The organism is Streptacidiphilus sp. MAP12-16, from assembly GCF_041262165.1.
Classification (GTDB): Bacteria; Actinomycetota; Actinomycetes; order Streptomycetales; family Streptomycetaceae; genus Streptacidiphilus.
Genome location: NZ_JBGCBY010000007.1, coordinates 23,936 through 44,201, shown reverse-complemented (window position 1 = coordinate 44,201; position 20,266 = coordinate 23,936). Strand labels below are relative to the sequence as shown.

The 20,266-nt window shown below is 70.5% G+C and carries 18 protein-coding genes; 9 read left to right on the top strand and 9 right to left on the bottom strand.

Annotated features, from left to right (window positions below; all coding sequences use genetic code 11):
• Positions 1 to 300: 300 nt before the first annotated feature.
• A complete protein-coding gene (locus ABIA33_RS10940; RefSeq protein ID WP_370079896.1) occupies positions 301 to 1,152 on the bottom strand; it encodes a DUF1206 domain-containing protein in 852 nt (283 codons plus the stop codon).
• Positions 1,153 to 1,290: 138 nt separating this feature from the next.
• On the opposite strand from ABIA33_RS10940, the gene ABIA33_RS10935 reads away from it, so the two are divergent.
• From ABIA33_RS10935 to ABIA33_RS10920, 4 genes are all read left to right on the top strand, one after another.
• Positions 1,291 to 2,793: a bifunctional phosphatase PAP2/diacylglycerol kinase family protein gene (locus tag ABIA33_RS10935; protein WP_370079894.1), complete on the top strand. Its 1,503-nt coding sequence runs from the start codon at positions 1,291 to 1,293 to the stop codon at positions 2,791 to 2,793.
• A gap of 57 nt (positions 2,794 to 2,850) precedes the next feature.
• Positions 2,851 to 3,312: a hypothetical protein gene (locus ABIA33_RS10930; protein WP_370079892.1), complete on the top strand. Its 462-nt coding sequence runs from the start codon at positions 2,851 to 2,853 to the stop codon at positions 3,310 to 3,312.
• A 125-nt stretch (positions 3,313 to 3,437) separates the two neighbouring features.
• Positions 3,438 to 4,727, top strand: coding sequence for a magnesium transporter MgtE N-terminal domain-containing protein (locus tag ABIA33_RS10925; protein ID WP_370079890.1), 1,290 nt, complete (start codon positions 3,438 to 3,440; stop codon positions 4,725 to 4,727).
• Entirely contained in the window at positions 4,724 to 6,544 is a 1,821-nt protein-coding gene (locus ABIA33_RS10920) for an Nramp family divalent metal transporter (protein WP_370079888.1), read from the top strand. The genes ABIA33_RS10925 and ABIA33_RS10920 overlap by 4 nt, the downstream gene beginning before the upstream one ends.
• Before the next feature lie 162 nt (positions 6,545 to 6,706).
• Here ABIA33_RS10920 and ABIA33_RS10915 read toward each other — a convergent pair whose 3' ends face one another.
• From ABIA33_RS10915 to ABIA33_RS10880, 8 genes are all read right to left on the bottom strand, one after another.
• Positions 6,707 to 7,768 carry a phosphatidylinositol-specific phospholipase C domain-containing protein gene (locus ABIA33_RS10915; protein WP_370079886.1) on the bottom strand — a complete coding sequence of 354 codons (1,062 nt, stop codon included), beginning with the start codon at positions 7,766 to 7,768 and terminating at the stop codon, positions 6,707 to 6,709.
• 187 nt (positions 7,769 to 7,955) lie between these two features.
• The gene (locus ABIA33_RS10910) at positions 7,956 to 9,203 is read right to left on the bottom strand and encodes an MFS transporter (RefSeq protein WP_370079884.1); all 1,248 of its coding nucleotides are present in this window, start codon (positions 9,201 to 9,203) and stop codon (positions 7,956 to 7,958) included.
• 19 nt (positions 9,204 to 9,222) lie between these two features.
• Positions 9,223 to 9,900: a TetR/AcrR family transcriptional regulator gene (locus ABIA33_RS10905; protein WP_370079882.1), complete on the bottom strand. Its 678-nt coding sequence runs from the start codon at positions 9,898 to 9,900 to the stop codon at positions 9,223 to 9,225.
• Between the two features lie 108 nt (positions 9,901 to 10,008).
• Positions 10,009 to 10,293: a hypothetical protein gene (locus ABIA33_RS10900; RefSeq protein WP_370079880.1), complete on the bottom strand. Its 285-nt coding sequence runs from the start codon at positions 10,291 to 10,293 to the stop codon at positions 10,009 to 10,011.
• 79 nt (positions 10,294 to 10,372) lie between these two features.
• A complete protein-coding gene (locus tag ABIA33_RS10895; protein WP_370079878.1) occupies positions 10,373 to 11,239 on the bottom strand; it encodes an NAD-dependent epimerase/dehydratase family protein in 867 nt (288 codons plus the stop codon).
• Between the two features lie 118 nt (positions 11,240 to 11,357).
• Positions 11,358 to 12,218 (bottom strand): LysR family transcriptional regulator, encoded by an 861-nt coding sequence (locus ABIA33_RS10890; protein ID WP_370079876.1) that lies wholly within the window; start codon positions 12,216 to 12,218, stop codon positions 11,358 to 11,360.
• A gap of 321 nt (positions 12,219 to 12,539) precedes the next feature.
• The gene (locus ABIA33_RS10885) at positions 12,540 to 15,278 is read right to left on the bottom strand and encodes a GNAT family N-acetyltransferase (protein ID WP_370079874.1); all 2,739 of its coding nucleotides are present in this window, start codon (positions 15,276 to 15,278) and stop codon (positions 12,540 to 12,542) included.
• A 201-nt stretch (positions 15,279 to 15,479) separates the two neighbouring features.
• On the bottom strand, positions 15,480 to 15,845 hold the full coding sequence (locus tag ABIA33_RS10880) for an STAS domain-containing protein (protein WP_370079872.1): 366 nt from the start codon (positions 15,843 to 15,845) through the stop codon (positions 15,480 to 15,482).
• A gap of 340 nt (positions 15,846 to 16,185) precedes the next feature.
• Between ABIA33_RS10880 and ABIA33_RS10875 the strand changes: the two genes are divergently transcribed.
• The 5 genes from ABIA33_RS10875 to ABIA33_RS10855 are packed head-to-tail and all read left to right on the top strand — an operon-like array spanning position 16,186 to position 20,240.
• Positions 16,186 to 16,878 carry a CBS domain-containing protein gene (locus tag ABIA33_RS10875; protein WP_370079870.1) on the top strand — a complete coding sequence of 231 codons (693 nt, stop codon included), beginning with the start codon at positions 16,186 to 16,188 and terminating at the stop codon, positions 16,876 to 16,878.
• Positions 16,868 to 18,079 carry a hypothetical protein gene (locus ABIA33_RS10870; protein WP_370079868.1) on the top strand — a complete coding sequence of 404 codons (1,212 nt, stop codon included), beginning with the start codon at positions 16,868 to 16,870 and terminating at the stop codon, positions 18,077 to 18,079. The genes ABIA33_RS10875 and ABIA33_RS10870 overlap by 11 nt, the downstream gene beginning before the upstream one ends.
• Positions 18,080 to 18,092: 13 nt before the next feature.
• Entirely contained in the window at positions 18,093 to 18,434 is a 342-nt protein-coding gene (locus ABIA33_RS10865) for a hypothetical protein (RefSeq protein ID WP_370079866.1), read from the top strand.
• 49 nt (positions 18,435 to 18,483) lie between these two features.
• Positions 18,484 to 19,413, top strand: coding sequence for an ABC transporter ATP-binding protein (locus ABIA33_RS10860; protein ID WP_370079864.1), 930 nt, complete (start codon positions 18,484 to 18,486; stop codon positions 19,411 to 19,413).
• Complete coding sequence (locus ABIA33_RS10855) at positions 19,410 to 20,240, top strand: ABC transporter permease (RefSeq protein ID WP_370079862.1); 831 nt, start codon at positions 19,410 to 19,412, stop codon at positions 20,238 to 20,240. Before ABIA33_RS10860 ends, ABIA33_RS10855 begins: the two co-directional genes overlap by 4 nt.
• Positions 20,241 to 20,266 lie beyond the last annotated feature (26 nt).

Here is a 20,266-nt window from a genome sequence, read left to right as displayed (position 1 = left end):
GGGCGTGATGTCAGCGAACCTGGAGCGCAGGGCCGGATCTGGTGCTGGTGATCGTGGTGGCCCCGCGCCACCGCGCCCCGTTCTGGTTCGACGGGTCCGTGCACCGGTGGGCTGTGGCCCATCGCATGGCGGGATGGACGGATGCCGGGAGGCGCGTGACGTCCACCGGCACGGGGATTCCCTACGCCCTGCGGCCCCGGCCGGCGCGATCGCCACCGGCAGCCGTACGTGGTGGTGGCGCGGGGCCCTGGTGGGCGCCGCAGCGCCGAGGATATGACGGTCCGTCAACAACGGTCGCCGCTACAGCTTGCGCCAGCGGGCCGAGGCGAAGGAGAAGACGCCGAACAGGATCAAGCCGACCGCCACTACGACCAGCAACCATGGACCCGCCGGGGTCTGCGTGAAGCTGCGCAGGGTGGCGTCCATGCCCTTCGCCTGCTTCGGGTCGAACGTGACGGCTGCTACGAGTACGAACATCCCGGCTGCGGCGAAGATCGCGCCGCGTGCCGCGCCGCCGGCCACGCCGAGCGCGGTGACGACCTCACGGGTGCGCTTGGTCATCCTGGCGGTGTCCAGCTTCTTCAGAAAGCGATGCCGCAGCGCGCTCACCGCGATGCCCACGCCCACCGCCGCGAACAGAAGGCCGGCGACGCCCACCAGGACCTGCCCGCCGGGGAGTTTGAGGGCCGATGCCGTCCAGTCCTGCGATTGGGCGTTACCCGTGGACTGGCCTCCGCTCCCGGACGCATAGGCGGCCACGCCCCAGCACACCGAGGCGTAGAAGACCGCGCGGGCGGCGCTGAGCACCCGACTGCCGGTCTTCTTGCGGCCCCGTTCGCCGAGGACGGCCAGCGAAGCCCGCCACAGTGCCATGCAGGCGAAGCCGACGACCAGGAGCCACAGCATCACCGCCCCGAACGGCTGAGCTGCGACCTGGTGCAAGGCTCCTTGGCGGTCCGCCTGCGCACCGCGGTTGCCCAAGGCGATCTCGATGGCCAGCACGCCGATCAGGACATAGACGATGCCGCGTGCGACGAAGCCGGCACGACCTGCCGACCTCAGTGCTGCTCTCTCATCGGACCGGGCGGCTGGGGAGTTGACGCTCCGGCCGCCACGCCGTGACCGGTGGCCGTGTGTGTGAGACGACGTCACGGTGTGCTCCCTGATCGGTGGATGCGCGGAGCGCCTCCTGCCTCCTCGTCTGCCCGCCCGCGCCGATGCCAAGCGCTCCGTGGGCAGGTGTGCTCCCAGCGACCGTGTGCACGAGCCGACTTGGGGTAGCCGGTGGTCATGGGACGACTCCACGAACTCGACGCTCGCCTGCTCGACCGCGTCGCCACCGCCCGGCTGCCCGGCATAGATCCTCTGCTGCCCCGGCTCGGGAGGGCAGCGGACCACGGTGTGCTGTGGATTGCGGGCGCCGCAGCAATGGGCGTGTCCCGCAACCGCACCGCGCGGCGCGCGGCGCTGCGTGGCGTCGGTTCCCTGGCGCTGGCCTCGGCCGCCGCCAACGTCGTCGCCAAGCAGGTCACCGGCCGCAGCCGCCCGTTGACGAGTAGGGTGCCGCTGGCCCGGCGCCTGCTGCGCGCGCCGATCACCACCTCGTTTCCCTCGGGGCACTCGGCCTCGGCCGCCGCGTTCGCCACCGCCGTCACCCTGGAATCACCCTGGCTGGGCGCCGTCGTGATCCCCCTCGCCGTCGGGGTGGCGACTTCCCGCGTCTACACGGGTGCGCACTACCCCGGTGACGTCCTGGCCGGAGTCGCCCTGGGGACGGTCATCGCGGTGGCGACACTTCGCTGGTGGCCGCTGCGCTTGGACGACGCCGCCGAAACCGCCCGTGCACGGGTGCCCTTGCCCGCGCTGCCCCAGGGCGAGGGACTGATCCTGGTGGTCAACAGCTCGTCCGGGAGTGGCGGGGGCATCGAGGCCGAACTGCGTGACGCGCTCCCCCAGGCCGATGTACGGGTTTGTGATCCCGACCAGGACCTGGTCGCCCTGCTCCAGCAGGCAGCCGCCGACGTCGCGGCAACCCACGGTGTCGGCGCGCTGGGAGTCGCCGGCGGCGACGGCACCGTCAACGCGGCCGCCCTGCTGGCCGCCGAACACCGCCTGCCGCTGGCGGTCTTCCCGGCCGGCACCCTGAACCACTTCGCCTCGGACCTGGGCCTGTTCACCCCGCAGTGCACTGTTGAGGCAGTCCAGCGAGGCCACGGCGGCTCGGTCGACCTGGGCCGGGTCACCAGCAAGGGTCACGCCGGCGGACCTGAGGCAGCAGAACCGGCAACCGCCTACTTCCTCAACACCTTCAGCATCGGCGTCTACCCCGAACTGGTGCGCGCCCGGGAGTCATTGGAAAAGTACCTGGGCAAATGGCCCGCACTCGGCGTGGGCCTGCTTCGAGTCCTGGTCGAGGGCAGACCCACCCAGGCCGTCATCGACGGAAGGAAGCGCAGCCTGTGGCTGCTGTTCGCCGGAAACGGCCGTTTCGATCCACCCGGCTTCGCCCCGAGCTTCCGCCGCAGCCTGGATGACGGAAAGCTCGACATCCGCGCCGTGGACGGCAGCCACCCGTTCGCCCGCACCCGCCTGGTAGCCGCGTTCCTCACCGGCACCCTCGCCCGCTCCCGCGTCTACCAGGCAGCAGCCGTCACCCACCTACGCATCGAGGGCATCCACGACACCGAACACTACGCACGCGACGGCGAGATCAGCCCCGCCGCCGACACCATCATCCTCGACAAAGTCACCCGCGCCCTCACCGTCTACCTACCGGTACCACCCGACGCCTGATCGCCTCGGACGGCTCAGACAGCGATGATGGAGTGGCGCACGGAAAGGACGACAGCGATGAGAGCGGTACCCCGCCCGCAGACCGTCGAGGGCTTGGCCGCTCTTGCTGCGATTGCCGTGATTCTCGTCGCCGCGGTCGCCATCGGTCTGTCCCCGGTCCGCGACCGGCCCCTGGTCGCCATCGGCTTCCTCGCGGTCGCCGTCGCCGCGGGCGGCGTCCTTGGGGCGGTCGTCCACGCTCGCCGGGCACGTACCCGTCGAGTTTCGCAGGAGCACGCAGGGGACGCCGTCGGGGCATGGTTCAGTGCGCCGACCTTGGACGGCTTTCCGGCGGAGGCCCTGGCGCCGCTGCTGCCCGCGAACAACCCGCCCAACCTGAGCCGCCTGCAGACCGCCTGGGTGCTGGCCACCCACGGTCACGACGCAGTCTGGCTCGAGCGACACCTGGGTCTGCCCGGCAACGTGGCCCGGCTGCTGGCCGACACAGCCCACCGGCGCGGCGCGTCCCCGATGTGGTGACCACCGGGCGATGCGGTAGCGCGTCGGACCTCGTTGGTCCCTTCGGGCGGCTCCACGGCCCCGTCGGGGTGCGTCCCGTCGGCCGGGGCTGCCGGGCGGGCTAGTTTCGTGGTGTGGACCGCGTCGTGTCTTTGTCCCAGCTTCTTCGTCGCCCGCTGGTGGGACGCGGCGGGGAGGCGGTGGGCCGTCTGTCCGATGTCATCGTCCGCCTGCGCGGACGCGACTACCCCATGGTCACCGGGCTGGTGGCCCGGGTCGGCAGGGGTGAGGTCTTCCTGCCCGTCGAGCAGGTCGCCGGCTTCGACGGCGCGCAGGTCCAGCTCACCAGCGAGGTCGTGGACCTGCGCCCGTTCGAGCGACGCGAGGGCGAGGTGCTGCTGCGCGCGGACGTACTCGGTCACCGGGTGCTCGACGTTGCCGACGTCGAGCTGGTCCGGGCCCACGACCTCCGGCTGCGCCAGGGCCCGGACGGGTGGGTGGTCGACGGCCTGGACACCCACCCGCACCGTCCGCGCGTGTTCGGCCTCGTCGGTGGTCAGGCCCAGCAGCAGTGGCGTGACTGGAAGTCCTTCGAGCCTCTGATCGGGCACGCCCGCTCGGCGCACGTGCGCGGCCCCTTCGGGCGTCTCGGTCGGCTCAAGGCAGCCGACATCGCCGACCTGCTGGAGGACGCCAACCGCACCGAGTCGCACGAGATCCTGGAGACCGTCCACGCCGACCCCGAGTTGGAGGCGGACGTCTTCGAGGAACTGGAACCCGACTCGCAGACCCGACTGCTGCGCGAGAAGAGCGACCAGGAGATCGCCGAGGTCCTCACGCGCATGCGCGCGGACGACGCCGCCGACGCGATCAACGATCTGCCGCAGGCCCGCCGCCAACCGGTGCTGGACGCACTGCCGGTCGGCCAGCGCACCAAAGTGCTGACCCTGATGGGCTTCAACCCCTCCAGCGCGGGCGGCCTGATGTCCCTGGACATACTCACGGCAGCTCCGTCCTGCACCGTCAGCCAGGCGCTCAGCCTGGTGAGCGAGGCCCGCACCCTGCAACCCGAGGCACTCGTCAGCGTCCATGTGGTCGAGGAGGGGAACCGGCTGATCGGCACCGCGACGGTGGTGGTGCTGCTGCAGGCGGATCCGGGCGCCGCTCTGGAGCAGGTCATGGTCACCGAACCGGTACGGGTCCTCCCGGACTCCGATGTCGAGGACGTCGCCCTGCTGATGACCGACTACAACCTCCTGACCGTGCCTGTGGTCGACGAGGGGGACCGCATCCTGGGCGTCATCACCGTCGACGACATTCTGGAGACCGTCATTCCCGAGGACTGGCGCCGACGCGAACCCGCCCCGCACCCGGCGCACCGCGCCGAGGAGATCGCCCCCAGCGAACGTCCGAACGTCACGGACACCCGGGAATGAGCGCCCCCGGCAAGCCCCCGGAGCACCCCGATCGGCCGGACCGAACCGGACCCGAACACCCAGCCCCGCCCCCGGGCCGCGAGCCGCCGCACACCGCCGAACCCCCGGCACCCACACCCGCACCCGCGCCTGCGCCTGCGCCAAAGCCCACGCCCACGCCCACGGCGGCACCGACACCCCCGCCCCGGCCGGCGTCCACGTCGCGGCCCAGCGCCGTCCTCGACGAGGCGCATCTCGGCGACATCGAGGGCGCGTTCGGGCGTATCCCCCGCGGCCATGCCGAGGAACGCCCCGGCTTCAAGACGCGGCTGCTGACGCTGCTGGCGATCGTCGGTCCGGGCATCATCGTCATGGTCGGCGACAACGACGCCGGCGGAGTGGCCACCTACTCCCAGGCCGGGCAGAACTACGGCTACTCGCTGCTGTGGGTGCTGCTGCTGCTCATCCCGGTCCTGATCGTCAATCAGGAGATGGTGGTCCGCCTCGGCGCGGTCACCGGCGTCGGACACGCCCGACTGATCAACGAGCGGTTCGGGAAGTTCTGGGGCTGGTTCAGCGTCGGCGACCTGTTCATCCTCAACTTCCTGACCATCGTCACCGAGTTCATCGGAATCTCCCTGGCCTCCGAGTACCTAGGCGCATCCAAGTACTGGGTGGTGCCACTCGCGGCCCTCCTGCTGATCGCCGTCACCGCCAGCGGATCCTTCCGCCGCTGGGAACGCGCCATGTTCGCCCTGATCGCGGTCAGCCTGCTGCTCATCCCACTCACCCTGCGCTCCGAGCCCAACTGGGGCCAGGCCGCACGCGACTTCGTGGTCCCCGGCATCCAGGGCGGCATCACCAGCGACGCCGTCCTGCTCATCATCGCCATCGTCGGCACCACCGTCGCGCCCTGGCAACTCTTCTTCCAGCAGTCCAATGTCATCGACAAACGCATCACCCCCCGCTTCATCGCCTACGAGCGCGCGGACACCGTCATCGGCTCCCTCGTCGTCGTCATCGGCGCAGCGGCCCTGGTCATGATCGCCGACTTCGCCGCCCGCGGCACCGCCTACGCGGGCCACTTCACCGACGCCGCCGGCGTCGCCCGCGCGCTGGAGCAGCACAGCCGGGCCCTGGGGGTGATGTTCGCGATCGTGCTGATGGACGCCAGCATCATCGGCGCCGCGGCGGTGACCCTGGCCACCAGCTACGCCTTCGGCGACGTGTTCAACCTGCGCCACTCACTGCACCGGGGCTTCGGCGAAGCCAAGAAGTTCTACGCCTCCTACAGCCTCATGGTGCTGCTGGCCGCGGGGATCGTCCTGATCCCCGGCGCGCCGCTGGGAGTGATCACCGAGGCGGTCCAGGCCCTGGCCGGACTCCTGCTGCCCTCGGCCAGCGTCTTCCTGCTCCTGCTCTGCAACGACCCGGAGGTACTCGGCCCCTGGGTCAACCCGCGCTGGCTCAACCTCCTGGCCACCCTCATCATCACCGTCCTGCTTCTGCTCTCCGGCACCCTGATGACCACCACGCTCTTCCCCACCATCAACGTCAAGGCCCTCACCGCCTGGCTCGCCATCGCCCTCGCGGTCGGCCTGGTCACAGCGGCGATCGGACTGCGGATCGCGCGCAGCCGCTCCGGCACCTCCGTGGCGGCAGCGGTGCCCGCGATGCCCACGCCGGAGAAACTGGCCTGGAGGATGCCCCCACTGGCCCTGCTCAAGCCCGTCGAATGGTCACCCGGACTGCGCCTCGGCATGCTGGCGCTGCGCGGCTACCTGGTGCTGAGCGCCGTTCTGCTGCTGATCAAAGCCGTCCGCCTCGGCGGCGGCTGAGTCCGTCAGGGTGTACGGATCCGATGCCGGGTCACCGGTGGCTTCGACGCGGTCGAGGCCGCGTGCCGGGGTCTCCCACCGGTACACGGCCTCGACACGCGTGCTCGCCAACCGCCCGTCACATGCGCACCCGGACGGTGCTTCTGGCGGTCGGCGGGGTCCCTACCCTCGGGAGATCTGCTCGCCGAGGACGGCGGGAAGCCCGGTCCAGTCGCAGGAGACGAAAGACGCGTGAGCCTTGGCGAGTTGGGCGACCCGCGCTGTTGCGTCGGACTGGCTGGGAGCGGTGTCCGACAGTGCCGGAGTCACGTTCTGCGCGTCGGTCATGACCAGCAGGTAGTGGTTGCTGTCGTACCAGGACGTGTCGATGCCGCCGTCGACGTAGGCGTGCGCGTCTCCGTCGAACACCACGAACCACGGCCGCAACGAGGTATCCGGGTAACGCGTGCGCGGATCGCCGGAAGCCGCGCCGAGAACCGAGGGGAAGATCTGGGCGTTGCCGAGGCTCCCGGAGGCTTGCAGACGGTTCAGGTACTGCGCGTACTCGGTGTCCGTCCACAGGTGGTCGAACGGGTTGTTCATCTCGAAAGTGCCGGGGATCGTCTCAAGGATGACCTTTCCCGCCAGGGACGCGCGCGAGGGCCAGTTGCCCGCCCGCGCGGCAGCGTCCAGCGACGGGTAGCCACCCAGCAGGTCGACCGGACGGTAGACATCGGAGCCCAGGTGCGCCTGGACCAGCGCGTCCATCTCCGCCGGGCCGAGGCCGACCGTGGCGTCAAACCCCGCCTTCATCTCCAGTTTCACCATGATCGGCGGGTGCCCGGGATGGGTGCCGAGCCAGATCCTGATGTCGTCCAGGCAACTGCCCAGGTCCTTGTTGGCTCCGCCCCGGTACAGATCGGCCGCGGTGGAGGCGTCGACGCAGTTGTTCTTGTTCCCCAGCGGGCTCGAGTGGCTCACCTTCCACTCGTGGGTGAACGGGTCCACCCAGGTGTCCAGCTCGATGAGCGACGCACCGGTGTCGAGCGCGTTCGCCAGGAAGGGGAACTGGCTGGTGTCGTCGTAGGTGTTGTGAATACCGACTGACGTGCCCGCCGCGAGCGAGAGCCCGCCGGTGTCGGCGGAAGCCGTAGCGGTCGACAGCGGCAGAACGCAGACGACAGCCGCGAGGGCGACGACCAGTACGCGATAGGAACGGGTCAGGGCAATGCGGAGGAAGGACATGGAGCCTCCGTGACGACAGGCGGCCGGTCCGCCATGTACATGATGCAAGCCTATCCAGGGTTCATGGCCTGCACATGACCGTCAATCAAACACCGTCGGCACAAAGATCCGTCCTCGGTGACACCGCCGCCGACGTGTCCGACTTCCCCACGACCCCGCCCCCGTACGGCCGGTGACGGATTGCGAGTCAGCCGGTAGTGACGGTCGACCCGCCCTGCCGCATGCGCTCCGCGATCCAGATGACCAGACCGACTGCCATGAGGGCTGCGGCCATGACCGTGACGCCGGTCCAGCCCCAGGCGGCGAGAACCGGGCCGGTGGCCGCGGACGAAGCGGCTCCGCCGAGGAAGACGCTCGTCATGTAGACGGAATTGACCCGCGCACGCGCGTCAGGGCGCAGGGCGTAGATGTCCCGCTGGCTGAGCACCTGGTGGCTTTGGACGGCGAAGTCCAGGAGCACGCCGCCCAGAGCAAGGACGACCAGGTTGGCTGCGCCGAGCCCCGCCACCAGCATCGAAACGAGTCCCAGTGCTATGGCTCCCGCGCGCATCACCACGCCGTGGCCCGCATCGCCCAGGCGTCCGGCGACCGGGGCCGCGGCGGCTCCGGCGGCTCCGACGAGGGCGAAGACGGCAACGCCGTTCTGGGTCAGATGGTGACGACTGATGAGTTCGAAGGAGATCGCCGTCCAGTACGTGGTGAAGGCTCCGAACAGGAGCGCCTGGGTGAGCGCCCGGCGCACCAGTACCGGTTCGGTCCGCGCCAGGTGGACGACCGATGTCAGGAGAGCGCCGTAGCGCGCGGTCTGCACGGGCTGTCGAAGCGGCAGCATCTTGGCCAGCGCGACGGCAGTGAGCAGCATGACTCCTGCGGAGATGGCGTAGATGCTGCGCCATCCCCAGGCTGCGGCGGCGAAGCTGGAGATGGAACGGGCCAGCATGATGCCCAGGAGCAGGCCGCTCATCACCTGTCCGACGAGCTTTCCGCGTGCTTCCGGGGGCGCGAGGTGTGCGGCGAGGGGTACCAGGATCTGGGCGACCACCGAGGTCACTCCGATCAGAGCGGACAGCACCAGGAAGATCCAGAAGTCGGGGGCGACGGCGGCCATGGCCAGGGCGCCGGCCGTCAGCAGGAGTGTGCGCGAGGCCAGCCTCCGGTTCTCCAGCAGGTCGCCCAGAGGCAGCAGAAGGGCCAGGCCCAGCGCGTATCCGACCTGAGTCGCGGTCACTACGACCGTCGCCGCGCCCTGACCCACGCCGAACGCGTGGCCGATGGGGCTCAGCAGCGGCTGGGCGTAGTAGAGGTTGGCCACGCTCGCCCCGCAGGCGAAAGCCAGAGTGACCGTGATCCAGCGCAACGAGCGGGAAGACCGGGCCGATCCGCTCTGCCGCTCGGCGACAGTTTTTGATGCGGAGGGTGCGGTGTCTGTTCTCATCGGAGCACTCCGGAGCTAGTTACTGAACGGTGCGTTCTGTTCCAGCATCTGGCGGCGCCGGGGTATTCCCCGGTGCCGCGATCCCCGAGAGCACATGCTCGATGGAGCGCTCAGCGAAGGTCTCGTCCAGCGGCTCGTGGGTGAACAGAAGCCGGTAGTAAACGGGCGCGAAGACCAGGTCCAGCGTCGTCGCCAGGTCCAGATCCGGACGGAGCTCCCCGGCCAGGATGCCGTTGCGGATGATCTCGGCAGCCACCGCGCGGCGCGGCCCGAGCCACTGCTCGCGCAGCGCGCGGCCGACCTCGGGGTCCGACTGCGCATCGGCGGCCAGAGACCGCATCAGCGGTCCGGCCGGCGTGTCCGTGAACAGGCGCACCGCGGCAGTCGCGAGGATCCGCAGTGCCTCGGGCGCCGAGACGCCCTCGGGCAGCGACCAGGAATCGGACGCCCGGAGCATGAAACCCTCCAGGGCGACCGCCCCACGTGAGGGCCACCACTTGTAGACGGTGGCCTTGCCCACCCCGGCGCGGGCGGCGATCGCCTCCATCGTCGCGGCCCGCAGACCGCCTTCGATCATGAGGTCGCCGGCCGCCGCCAGGATCGCCGCGCGCCGCGCCTCACTTCGCGGACGCCCGGAACGGGCGCTCGCGCCCTCGGCCCTCTCCTCGGCGCCGCCCCCTGCCGCTTTCACCGGCACCGCCCCGCCTCGCGCGAACGCGACAACTTACTGAACATAGCGTTCAGACTACTCGCCACACCACCGGATCCTAGAGCTGATCACCGAATGGCACTGTCGATCGCGCCGTCACATCTCAGCCGGAGCTGGGAGCTGATCCGGCGGTGGGGCCTTCCTGTGCCAGGGAGGAGTCCCCTCGACGATCTCGGCCGTCGGATCCCGCAGATCTGGGTCGACTCGCTCGAACAGCGCCTCAATGAGCACTCCGCCCAGCACGAGCAGCGCAGCCCCGATTCGGAAGGCCATGACGTAGCCCGCCGTCACCGCGACCTGCCCGGGCACCCGACGACGGACCTCGTCACCGGCGTAGCGGAGCGCGAGGGCCACCAGGACAGCGAGATCGGCCTCGACCATCGCGGCCAGGACTTCGCGCTCGCCGATCTTCGGCCACCGACCCCTGCTTCGCGCCCTGACCTGCGCCTGTTCGCGCGGCTCAGCCCTGGGAGAGTTCGGCCAGGGCGTCGAGCCGGGTGGGCGTCCAGCCGAGCTCGCGTCGGGCGCGGGCGCCGGTGAGCTGCTGGTCGAGGGCGAACGCCTCGGCGATCGGGCCCATCTGCTTCAGAGCCTCCTCCAGGGACAGCGAGTGGATCCTGCCTGGGCATCCGGCAGCCTGGCTGAGGGCAGCGGTGATGTCTGCCAGCGGGAGGTTCTGTCCGCTGACCCCGGCGTAGCGGGACCCGGCCGGGGCGTTCAGGGCCAGAACGTACAACTCGGCGATGTCCTCGACGTGGACCAGCGCCCAGTGGGCGGAGCCGTCCCCGATGCAGGGGACAGCGCCGGCGGCGCGCCCCGGCTCGACGAAGAAGGACTGCGCCAGTCCACCCGAGCGGCCGTAGACCAGTCCGGGCATCACCACCACCGGGCGCTCTCCGGTGGCGGCCCGTGCGAGCACGCGCTTCTCGTTCTCCAGCCGCCAGGCGGTGATCTGCGGCGGGTTCAGCGGGGCGTCCTCGTCCGCGACCCCGTCGGTGTCGCCGTACACCCACACACCGCCGGTGTGCACATAGGGGCGGCTTCCGGCGCCGTCCTGCATTGCCTCCGCCGCGGCGCCGTCGACGTCCGCGGTGCCCGCCGCGTAGTCCACCCCGAGGTGGATCACCCCGTCCGCCCGGCGGGCGGCCTCGCGGAGGACGTCGGTGTCGGCGAGCGCCCCCGCGACGGGGGTGCCGCCCAGATCCGCGACGGTGCGCGCGGACTGTTCGCTGCGCGCCAGCGCCGTCACCTCGATGCCGTGCCTGACAAGCGCCTGGATGGTGGATCGGCCGATGTAGCCGGAGCCGCCGGTGAGGAAGACCTTCATCGCCTTCACGGTCCTTTCGGATGTCGGATGCGGCGGGGACGGTGCCGCTCCTCCACCCTGCGGCCGCGCTCGTTGAGCGTCCAACACCTCTTCTGTCAGCGGTGATGCCCCCAGGGCATCATTGCTGCGCAGCGGTGATGTCAGCGAACTCGGACAGCAGCGGAGAGTGCCGGTCCGCGCTCCAGGCGAGGCAGACCTCGTTGGGGCCGATGTCGTCGATGGGCACGTGGGCGACGTCGGTGTGGGTGTAGTAGGCCGCCGTCGACAGCGGAAGGACCAGCACGCCCCCCGAGGTCGCGACGTGCTCCAGCTTCTCCTCGACACTGCGGAAAACAGGCCGCGATCCTGCCTCCTCGGCACCGATGCGGTCGGGGAGGTCGCGCCACTCGGGGACCGCGTCGGGGTCCTGCAGCAGGCGCTCGGCGGCGAGGTCCGCGATACCGATGGACTCCTTGCCTGCCAGGCGGTGGTGTGCCGGAATGATGGCGACGCGCGGCTCGCGGAAGAGCGGACGCAGCGTCAAGCCTCGGTGCTCGACAGGGAGGCGCACGAAGCTCACGTCGAGGAGGCCCTCGTGCACGGCCTGAACCTGGGTGTCCCAGGAGGTGCGCACCACCTGCACGTCCAGTTCGGGATGCCTGGCGGTGAACTCCCGCACGGCGCGGGTCACGGTGATCCCGGGCATGAATCCGACGGTGAACGTCGCCGCCCCGTGCGCGGCCTGCAGGACGCGGCGGCCGAGCGCCTGGGCGGAGGCCAGCAGGGGCCGCGCGTCCTCCAGCAGCTGGCGGCCGGCGGCCGTCAGCTCGGTGGACTGCTTGCCCCGGGTGAACAGCCGCACGCCCAGCTCGTGCTCCAGTGCGCGGATCTGCCGGGAGAGCACCGGTTGTGTGATGTGCAGCCGCTCAGCTGCCCGGCCAAAGTGCGACTCCTCGGCCACGGCCACGAAGTAGCGCAGCTTGCGCATATCGACATCCACGACATCTCCCACGGTTCCAACAGCAACCCCTCAGCCTAAGACCGACCGGCAAATGGAGGGCGGCGTCGCGGGCAAGGGGGCACCTCCCGCCCGAAGGGTGGGGGAGGCTCTCGCCCAGACGGCTTCTCCTCAGTCGCCAGGGCTCCGCCATGGCTCCCTCGTCGGCACCGCCTGGACTCGGCCCTCGACCCTCCCCCAACCTTCGGCCGGGGGGACCCCCTTCTTCTTCCACCCTCCATTTGCCGGTCGGTCTAAGCCCTGTCCGGGTCGATCTTCCCGGGCGCCACCGGCGCGGGGCGCCGCCACCCTTGGCGAAGGACATCACTCCTGGGTGGGGTCGGGCAGGCGGCGGAGCCTGCGCAGGTAGGGGTCGGGGGCGGGGCGGGGTTCCAGCCGGAGCCGGGCGTCGACGCAGGTGATGCCGTCCTTTGAGGCGATCACCGGGTTGAGGTCGATATCGGTGAGCTGCGGCAGGTCGGTGGCCAGGACGCTCAGCCGGGCCAACAGGTCCTCCAGTGCGTCCAGGTCGGCGGGCGGCGCACCCCGGTAGCCGAACAGCAGCGGCGATCCGTGCGGGCTGGTGAGCAGCGTGCGGATGTCGACAGTGCTGAGCGGCGCCAGCCGCGCGGCGCGGTCGTCCAGCAGGTCCACGGCGGTACCGCCCATGCCGAACAGCACCAGCGGGCCGAAGACCTGGTCCTGGACCATTCCGGCGAACAGCTCCGTGCCGGGGGTCGCCTGCGGCTGGACCACGACACCGGTGAGGCGCTCGCCGAAGTCGCGGACGAAGCCGCGGTAGGCGTCCCTGACCGCGTCGCGGCCGTGCAGCCCGGTGCGGACCGCGCCCAGGTCGCTCTTGTGGACCTGGCCGGGCCAGTACGCCTTGAGGACCACGCGGTGCTCGTGCCCGGTCAGGGCGAGCCTCCCGGCCGCCTCAACGGCGTCGTGCTCGCCGGTGGCCCAGACGCTGGTGGCCAGCGGGATGCGGTAGCTGTGCAGCAGTTGTGCCGTGACCTCCGGGTCGAGCCAGCCGCCCTCCGGGTGCCGTGACAGGAAGCCGGCCACCATCGCTTCGGCGGCGTCGCGGTCGATCCCCTCGGGCCGGGGTACGGCTGCGGGCACCTCCGCCAGCCAGCGCGCACGGTCGGCGGCGTGGGCCAGGGCACGGGCGGCGGACTGCGGATCGGCGTAGCAGGGCAGCCTGCCTCCGTCGTGGGTTGTCAGGTAGTCGACCGGGGTGCGCTGGTCCAGGCGGACCACTGCGATCGGGCGGGTGCGCCGCGCGGGGGCAGCGAGCAGTTCCTGTACCGGGTCGGTACCCAGCGCGGTCGGAGCCAGACAGAGCAGCACCGCGTCCACCGTGCCGCTCTCGACCAGCAGGTCGACGGCGGCGGCCAGGGCCTGCGCGTCGACGGCTGCGGTGGTGTCGACCGGGTTGGCCGCACTCGAGCCCTGCGGCAGCTCAGCGATCAGGCGCTGCATCAGCGGGGCGGGGAGTTCGGGCAGGACCAGGCCGGCCTCGGCGCACGCGTCGGCCGCCAGCACGCCGATGCCGCCGGCGTTGGAGATCACCGCGACCTTGCCCGAGATGCCCGGCAGCGGCTGGGAGTGCAGCAGAGCGGCCGCCTCCAGCAGTTCACCGATCCCGCTGGTGGCGGTGATCCCGGCTTGGGCGAAGAGCGCCTGCCGGGTCACCGTCGGGGTGGCGGCGGCCGCGGTGTGCGAGGCGGCGCCCCGGCGTCCTGCGGCCGAGCGCCCGGCGTCCACGGTCAGCACCGGCATGGTGCGCGCGACCCTGCGGGCGGTCCGGGCGAAGGCCCGGGGACTGCCGAAGGACTCCAGGTGCAGGATCGCGAGTCGGGTTCGCTGATCGTTCTCCCACCACTGCAGCAGGTCGTTGCCGCTGACGTCGTACTTGTCACCGAGCGACACGAAGCTGGAGACACCGATACCCAGCGCGTTCAGACGCTCCATCAGCGCGATCCCCACCCCGCCGGACTGCACCGCGACCCCGGCGCTGCCGGCTGCGGCGACGACCGCGCCGAACTGCGCGTCCAAACGTACCGCGGGGTCGGTCTGCGCGATGCCCAGGCAGTTGGGGCCGACCAGGCGCATGCTGTGGCGCCGGCAGGCGTCCAGCAGCCGCTCGGACTGGTGCCGGTCGAGACCGGAGGTCAGCACGACAAGGGCGCGCACGCCCAGACGCCCGCAGTCCACAGCCACATCGGGCACCCGATCGGCGGGTACGGCCACGACTGCCAGATCGGGAACGCCGGGCAGCTGCCCGACCGAGGGGTAGCAGGCCAGGCCGGCGACGGTCTCGGCGTGCGGGTTCACGGCCCACACCGGTCCTTCGAAGTGGCCTTGGCGGATCTTCACCAGCACGGTGTGCCCCACGGATCCAGGCCGCGCGGAGACGCCGACCACGGCGATCGAGCGGGGCATCAGCAGGGGGAGCAGGCTGGCGACGTCGGCACTGCGGGCGCGCTCGTCCACCGTTGTCAGGTACTCCTCGGCGCTCTCGTCGAGCCACACCACCACTCGCACCTCCGGACCGGTGTGGTGGCGCTCGACCCGCAACCCCAGGGCGGCGAAGACCTTGAGCATCACCTGGTTCTCGGCCAGGGCGTCGGCCTCGAAGATCAGCAGGCCCGCGTTGCGGGCGGCATGGACCAGATGCTCTATCAGCAGCGTGCCCACACCCTGGTGGTGCCGGTCGTCGGCGACGGCCACGGCGATCTCCGCGACCATCGGGCGCTGGGCATCCACGTCGTACTCGACCACACCCAGCAGTTGCTCCTCCGGAAGCCCGATCGCGCTGAACGCACCGAGTGCCAGGAAGCCCTCGCGGACCGGGGCGCACAGCCGGTCGGCGGAGGCTTCCGGCGCCCGCCTGCTCATGGCGAAGAAGCGCAGCCGCTGGTTGCCCGGCGACATCCGCTTCGCATGCAGGTCCAGGACGGCAAGGTGGTCGCCTGGCCGGAGCGGGCGGATGGTGACGGTGCTTCCGTCTGTGAGCAGTGCTTCCGCCGCTGCGGGCGGCGACGCGGTCGTGGCCATGGTCGAACTCCCTCGTGCCGTGGGTGTCACCCGTACCAGGTGGCGTGCTCCTCACCCTCCGCTCGGGCGCCGCTGGAGCACAGGGCCCAACAGGGCCCTGCGAGTGGGCCGGTAGCCCCCGAATCCGGCCTGTCAGCGGCGGTGACCTCACCACGACGCGCACGGTGAGGCCGCCGACGAGGGAGTGCTCAACGCACTCACTCACCGCGCTGGGAACCCGGGTGGACTGGTCCGACCTGCACGGGCGTCAGCGATGGTGGCGTAGCGGGGGAACCGGTCGGCGAGCCTGGTGGCACGCAGCAGTCGCGCGACAGTGGGATCGGTGTAGACGAGGCGGACCCAACCGCCCTGCTGCTCGAACCGGTTCGTGGCGATGCAGAGTTCGCGCAGGGGACTGACGTCCATGAAGGTGACGTCACTGAGGTCGACCACAACGCGGGCCGCCGGAGTGAACGACGCCCCGCCGTGCAGGGTGCTACGGAAGGAGGGAGCGCTGACGAGGTCGAGCTCGCCCTGCGCTCTCACGGTCCTGGTGGTCTCAACGGGCACAGCGGTGGTGCCGGCCATGGCGTAGGGCTCCTCGGCTTGTCCTGCGTGCGTGTTGTCCTGCGTGCGTGTTGTCCTGCGTGCGTGCGAACGTGAAGACAAAAGCTGCGTCGGGGCCGCACAGAGGCGGCGCACGAGCCGTGCACGTATCGATACGGAGAGTTAGCATGTCGCGCTTTCCATCTGTCCCAAAGGGCCACATGGTGCCGCAGATCGGGCCCTTCGGCCCATCGCTGCCGAGCCGTCGCAGTGGCCAGACTGGCAGCAGGGGCACCGGGAAGCGCACCACGACCGGTCCCGTCCGAATGCCTGGACAGGCGTGCGCCCTGCCAAGGAAGTGGACCCGAAGGGATGGCGCCTCATGGGGCACTGCAGCGTCGAGGACGTGATGACAACCCCGGTCGTCCGGGTCGCCCCCGACACCGGCTTCCAGGAGATCGTGGCACTGCTGGCCGAGTACGACATCACGGCAGTGGCCGTGACAGACCTCCAGGACCGACTCGTCGGCGTGGTCTCCGAGGCCGACCTGCTGCGCAAGCAGGCATCCCAGGAGGATCCCTCCGCCATGCGACCCGCGCCGCGGCCGAGCCGGGACGGGCCCGACCGAGCTCAGGGGGCTACCGCCCGGGAACTGATGAGCAGCCCCGCTGTCTGCACCGGTCCGCGGGCGAGTGTGGTGGCAGCCGCCCGGCTCATGGACAGTCACCGGGTCAAGCGACTCCCCGTGGTGGCTGACGACGGCCGGCTCGTCGGCATGGTCAGCCGCAGCGACCTGCTGCGCGTCTTCCTGCGCGGCGACGAGGCCATCCACCGGGAGGTCGTTGAGGACGTCCTCAACCAGGTGAGCGGGGTGAGTCCCGCCGCAGTGGGCGTCGAGGTCGACCAGGGACGCGTCGTCCTCAGTGGCACGGTCGCACGTGCGGACCTCGTTCCGATCATCGTGCGACTGTGCCTGGCCGTCGACGGCGTGGTCTCGGTCACCGAGCATCTCAGCCGCCGACCCGTACCCGTCCCTACGCTGCCCGAGGCGGACGGTGCCTCCCATGCAAGCTGATCTGGAACAGTCCGTTGACCGACCTGGTGCGGCGCGGGCGGTAAGCCGCCGCAAGGCCCTGCAGATCCTCGGCCTGGGGTCCGGTCTCGTCGCGGTGTCCGGGGCCTCCGGCCTGACCTGGCGAGCCGTTGAGGGTGGGGTGTTCTCGACCGGGACCGGCTCCGCCTACGACGCCTGGGGCCGGTCGAAGCCGGGCGGCCATACGTTGAACCTGGTCAACGCGGCGATTCTGGCCGCGAACGCCCACAACACCCAGCCGTGGCTGTTCACGGTTTCCGATGACCGGATCGAGCTGTTCTCCGACATGTCCCGCACCATCGGGGCGATGGACCCACTGCTGCGCGAGATGCAGATCTCCCTCGGCTGCGCCGTGGAGAATCTGGCACTGGCCGCCGCACCCAACGGCATGACCGCGAAGGTGTCCCTGCTGCCCGTCCCCTACGACGCCACCCACATCGCCACGGTGTCCCTGGCCCCGGCGCCGGCCTCGGGGTCGGCCCTGTTCGATGCCATCGCCGCACGCCACACCAACCGCGGCGGGTACGACACGACCCGCCCGGTGACCGGCCGTCAACTCGACGCCTTGAGCGCCTTGGTCGACGCCCCCGCTACGCAGCTGGTCTGGTTCACCACCAACACCCAGAAACGGGCGTTCAGCGACCTGACCGTTCGCGCGACCCAGGCCATCATCGCCGACCCGCAGCAAGCCGCCGACGACTACCGCTGGTACCGCTCGGACTGGCACGACATCCAGCTGCACAAGGACGGCATCACCATCGATCCCTCCGGCCAGTCCGCTCTGATCCGGGCCCTGTCCAAGCTGCTGCCCACCACCCGCAAACAGGACGACGACGGCTGGCTCAGCGGCACCCGTGACACCCAGCTGCCGACCGCGGCGGCCTTCGGCGCCCTGGTGGTACGTGATCCCCACGATCCCCTCCAGCGGCTTCAGGTCGGACGCATCTGGCAGCGCATGCACCTTGCGGCCACCACCGAAGGGCTGGGGATGCAGCCGCTGTGCCAGATCCCCGAACGCGTCGACCGGGAGACCTCGGCCGGCCTTGCACCGGACGTCACCGAAGCCGTCGCGGCGATGCTGCCCGCCGACTCCCACGCGATCATGACGTTTCGGATCGGGTACCCCACCGCCGCCGCGCTGCTGAGCCCTCGCCGGCCCGCCGGCGATGTGGTTCGCGCATAACCGGGAGGTTCCGTTGAACGAGACATTGCGTCGGACCTGGCCCAGCGTGCTGGTGGCCGTGGTCGCATTGCTCTACATCTGGATCGGCCTCGCGGCGCACGGATGGGACCGGATCCTGGGTCTCGCCGGTGGCCTGGTCGTTCTCGCCGCGCTCATCGCGGCCCGCCGATCCGTGCCGATCGCCATGGTGCTGCTGGCTGTCGGCGCGCTTCCCCTTGCCATCACCACCTGGTGGAGCATCGCCACGCCGGTCCTGGCCGTCCTGGTCCTCCTGCTGGGCTGGTTCGCGATCCGCGACCTCAGCCGACCGCAGCCCGACACCGCCTCCGCCACCACCTTGGAGTCACCGCCATGAACCCCAGCCCGCAGCACGTGATCTTCCGCACGCCCTCCGGGCCGCGATCATGATTGAGGCACAGCAGCTGACCAAGCGCTACGGCACGACGCTGGCCGTGGACGACCTCAGCTTCACCGTCGCGGCCGGGCAGGTCACAGGGTTTCTCGGGCCCAACGGCAGCGGCAAGTCCACGACGATGCGGATGATCGTCGGATTGGACGCACCCTCTGCCGGGCGAATCACCGTCGCGGGCCGCAGCTACAGCAGGCTGCGGTTCCCACTGCACGAGGTCGGCGCACTGTTGGACGCCAACGCGGTCCATCCCGGCCGCAGCGCCCGAAACCACCTGGTCTGGCTCGCCGACTCCAACGGCATCGCGCGACAGCGAGTCGACGTGGTCCTCGCGATGGTCGGCCTGACCGAGGTGGCCCACCGCCGGGCCGGCACCTTCTCCCTGGGCATGGGCCAGCGGCTGGGTATCGCCGTCGCGCTGCTCGGCGACCCGCAGGTGCTGATCTTCGACGAGCCGATCAACGGCCTGGACCCCGAGGGCATCCTGTGGGTACGCCGCCTCCTGCGCTCCCTCGCCGACGAGGGACGGACCGTACTGGTCTCCAGTCACCTGATGTCGGAGATGGCTCTGACCGCAGACCACCTCATCGTCATCGGACGAGGCCGTCTGCTGGCAACCGGACGGGTGGCCGACTTCATCGAACAGACGTCGGGCCACCACGTACGCGCGGCGACACCCGAGGCCTCGACGCTCACCACCCTGCTGCGCGAAAAAGGCGCGACGGTCACAGCGGACGGGACAGAAGGACTGTCGATCAAAGGAATGGAGTGCCGCGACGTGGGGATCCTCGCGGCCGGGGCCGGACTGACCCTCTACGAACTGTCAGCACAACGCGCCTCTCTGGAAGACGCCTACATGGAACTCACACACGAGCACGCCGACTTCCGCGCCACAGCCGACAGTCCGCTGCGGAGCACCCGATGAGCCAGACCCTCGCCCCCCAGCACGTTGCCGCCTCACCGACTCCCACGCTGCCCAAGGTGTTCGCCGCAGCCGCTCGTGCGGAGTGGACCAAGCTGCGCACGGTCCGCTCCAGCATGTGGGCCCTGATCTTCACGACGGTGAGCACGGTCGGTCTCGGCGTCCTCCTCACGTCGCTCGAAGTAAGCCGATGGGACCACCGCACGCCCGCGGAGGCTACCGGCTTCGACCCGTTGCTCTACAGCTTCGCCGGGATCAACCTCGCCCAGCTGTCCATCGGCGTCCTCGGCGTGCTCGTCATGACCTCCGAATACGCCACCGGCACCATCAGACTCACCTTCGGCGCCACCCCGCAGCGGCGCCTGTTGCTGGCCGCGAAGGCCGCGACGTTCAGCTCGGTGGTCGGCGCGGTCAGCCTCATCTCCTGCTTCTCGGCGTTCTTCATCTGCCAAGCCCTCCTCGCGCCCAAGCATGCCGGCGTCTCGATCTCCGACCCGGGCGTCCTGCGGGCCGTGATCGGCGGCGCGGGGCATCTCGTCCTGATCGGCGCCATCGCCGTCGCAGTGGGGGCCGCCCTGCGCCGAACAGCGGGAGCCGTCGCGGTCCTGTTCGCGGTCCTCCTCGTCGTACCGGGCCTGGTGACCCTGCTGCCCTCGCCCTGGAACAACGACATCACCCAGTACCTGCCGAGCTCAGCCGGTGTGGCGATGTCCGCCGTTGTCCGCTTCCCCAACCTACTGACCCCGGCGGCAGGGCTTCTCGTCCTGTGCGGCTACACCGCGGCCATGCTCCTCGTCGCGGCGGTCGCCCTTGTGCGACGTGACGCATGAACAGCCCACTCTCCCTCCGAAGGAAC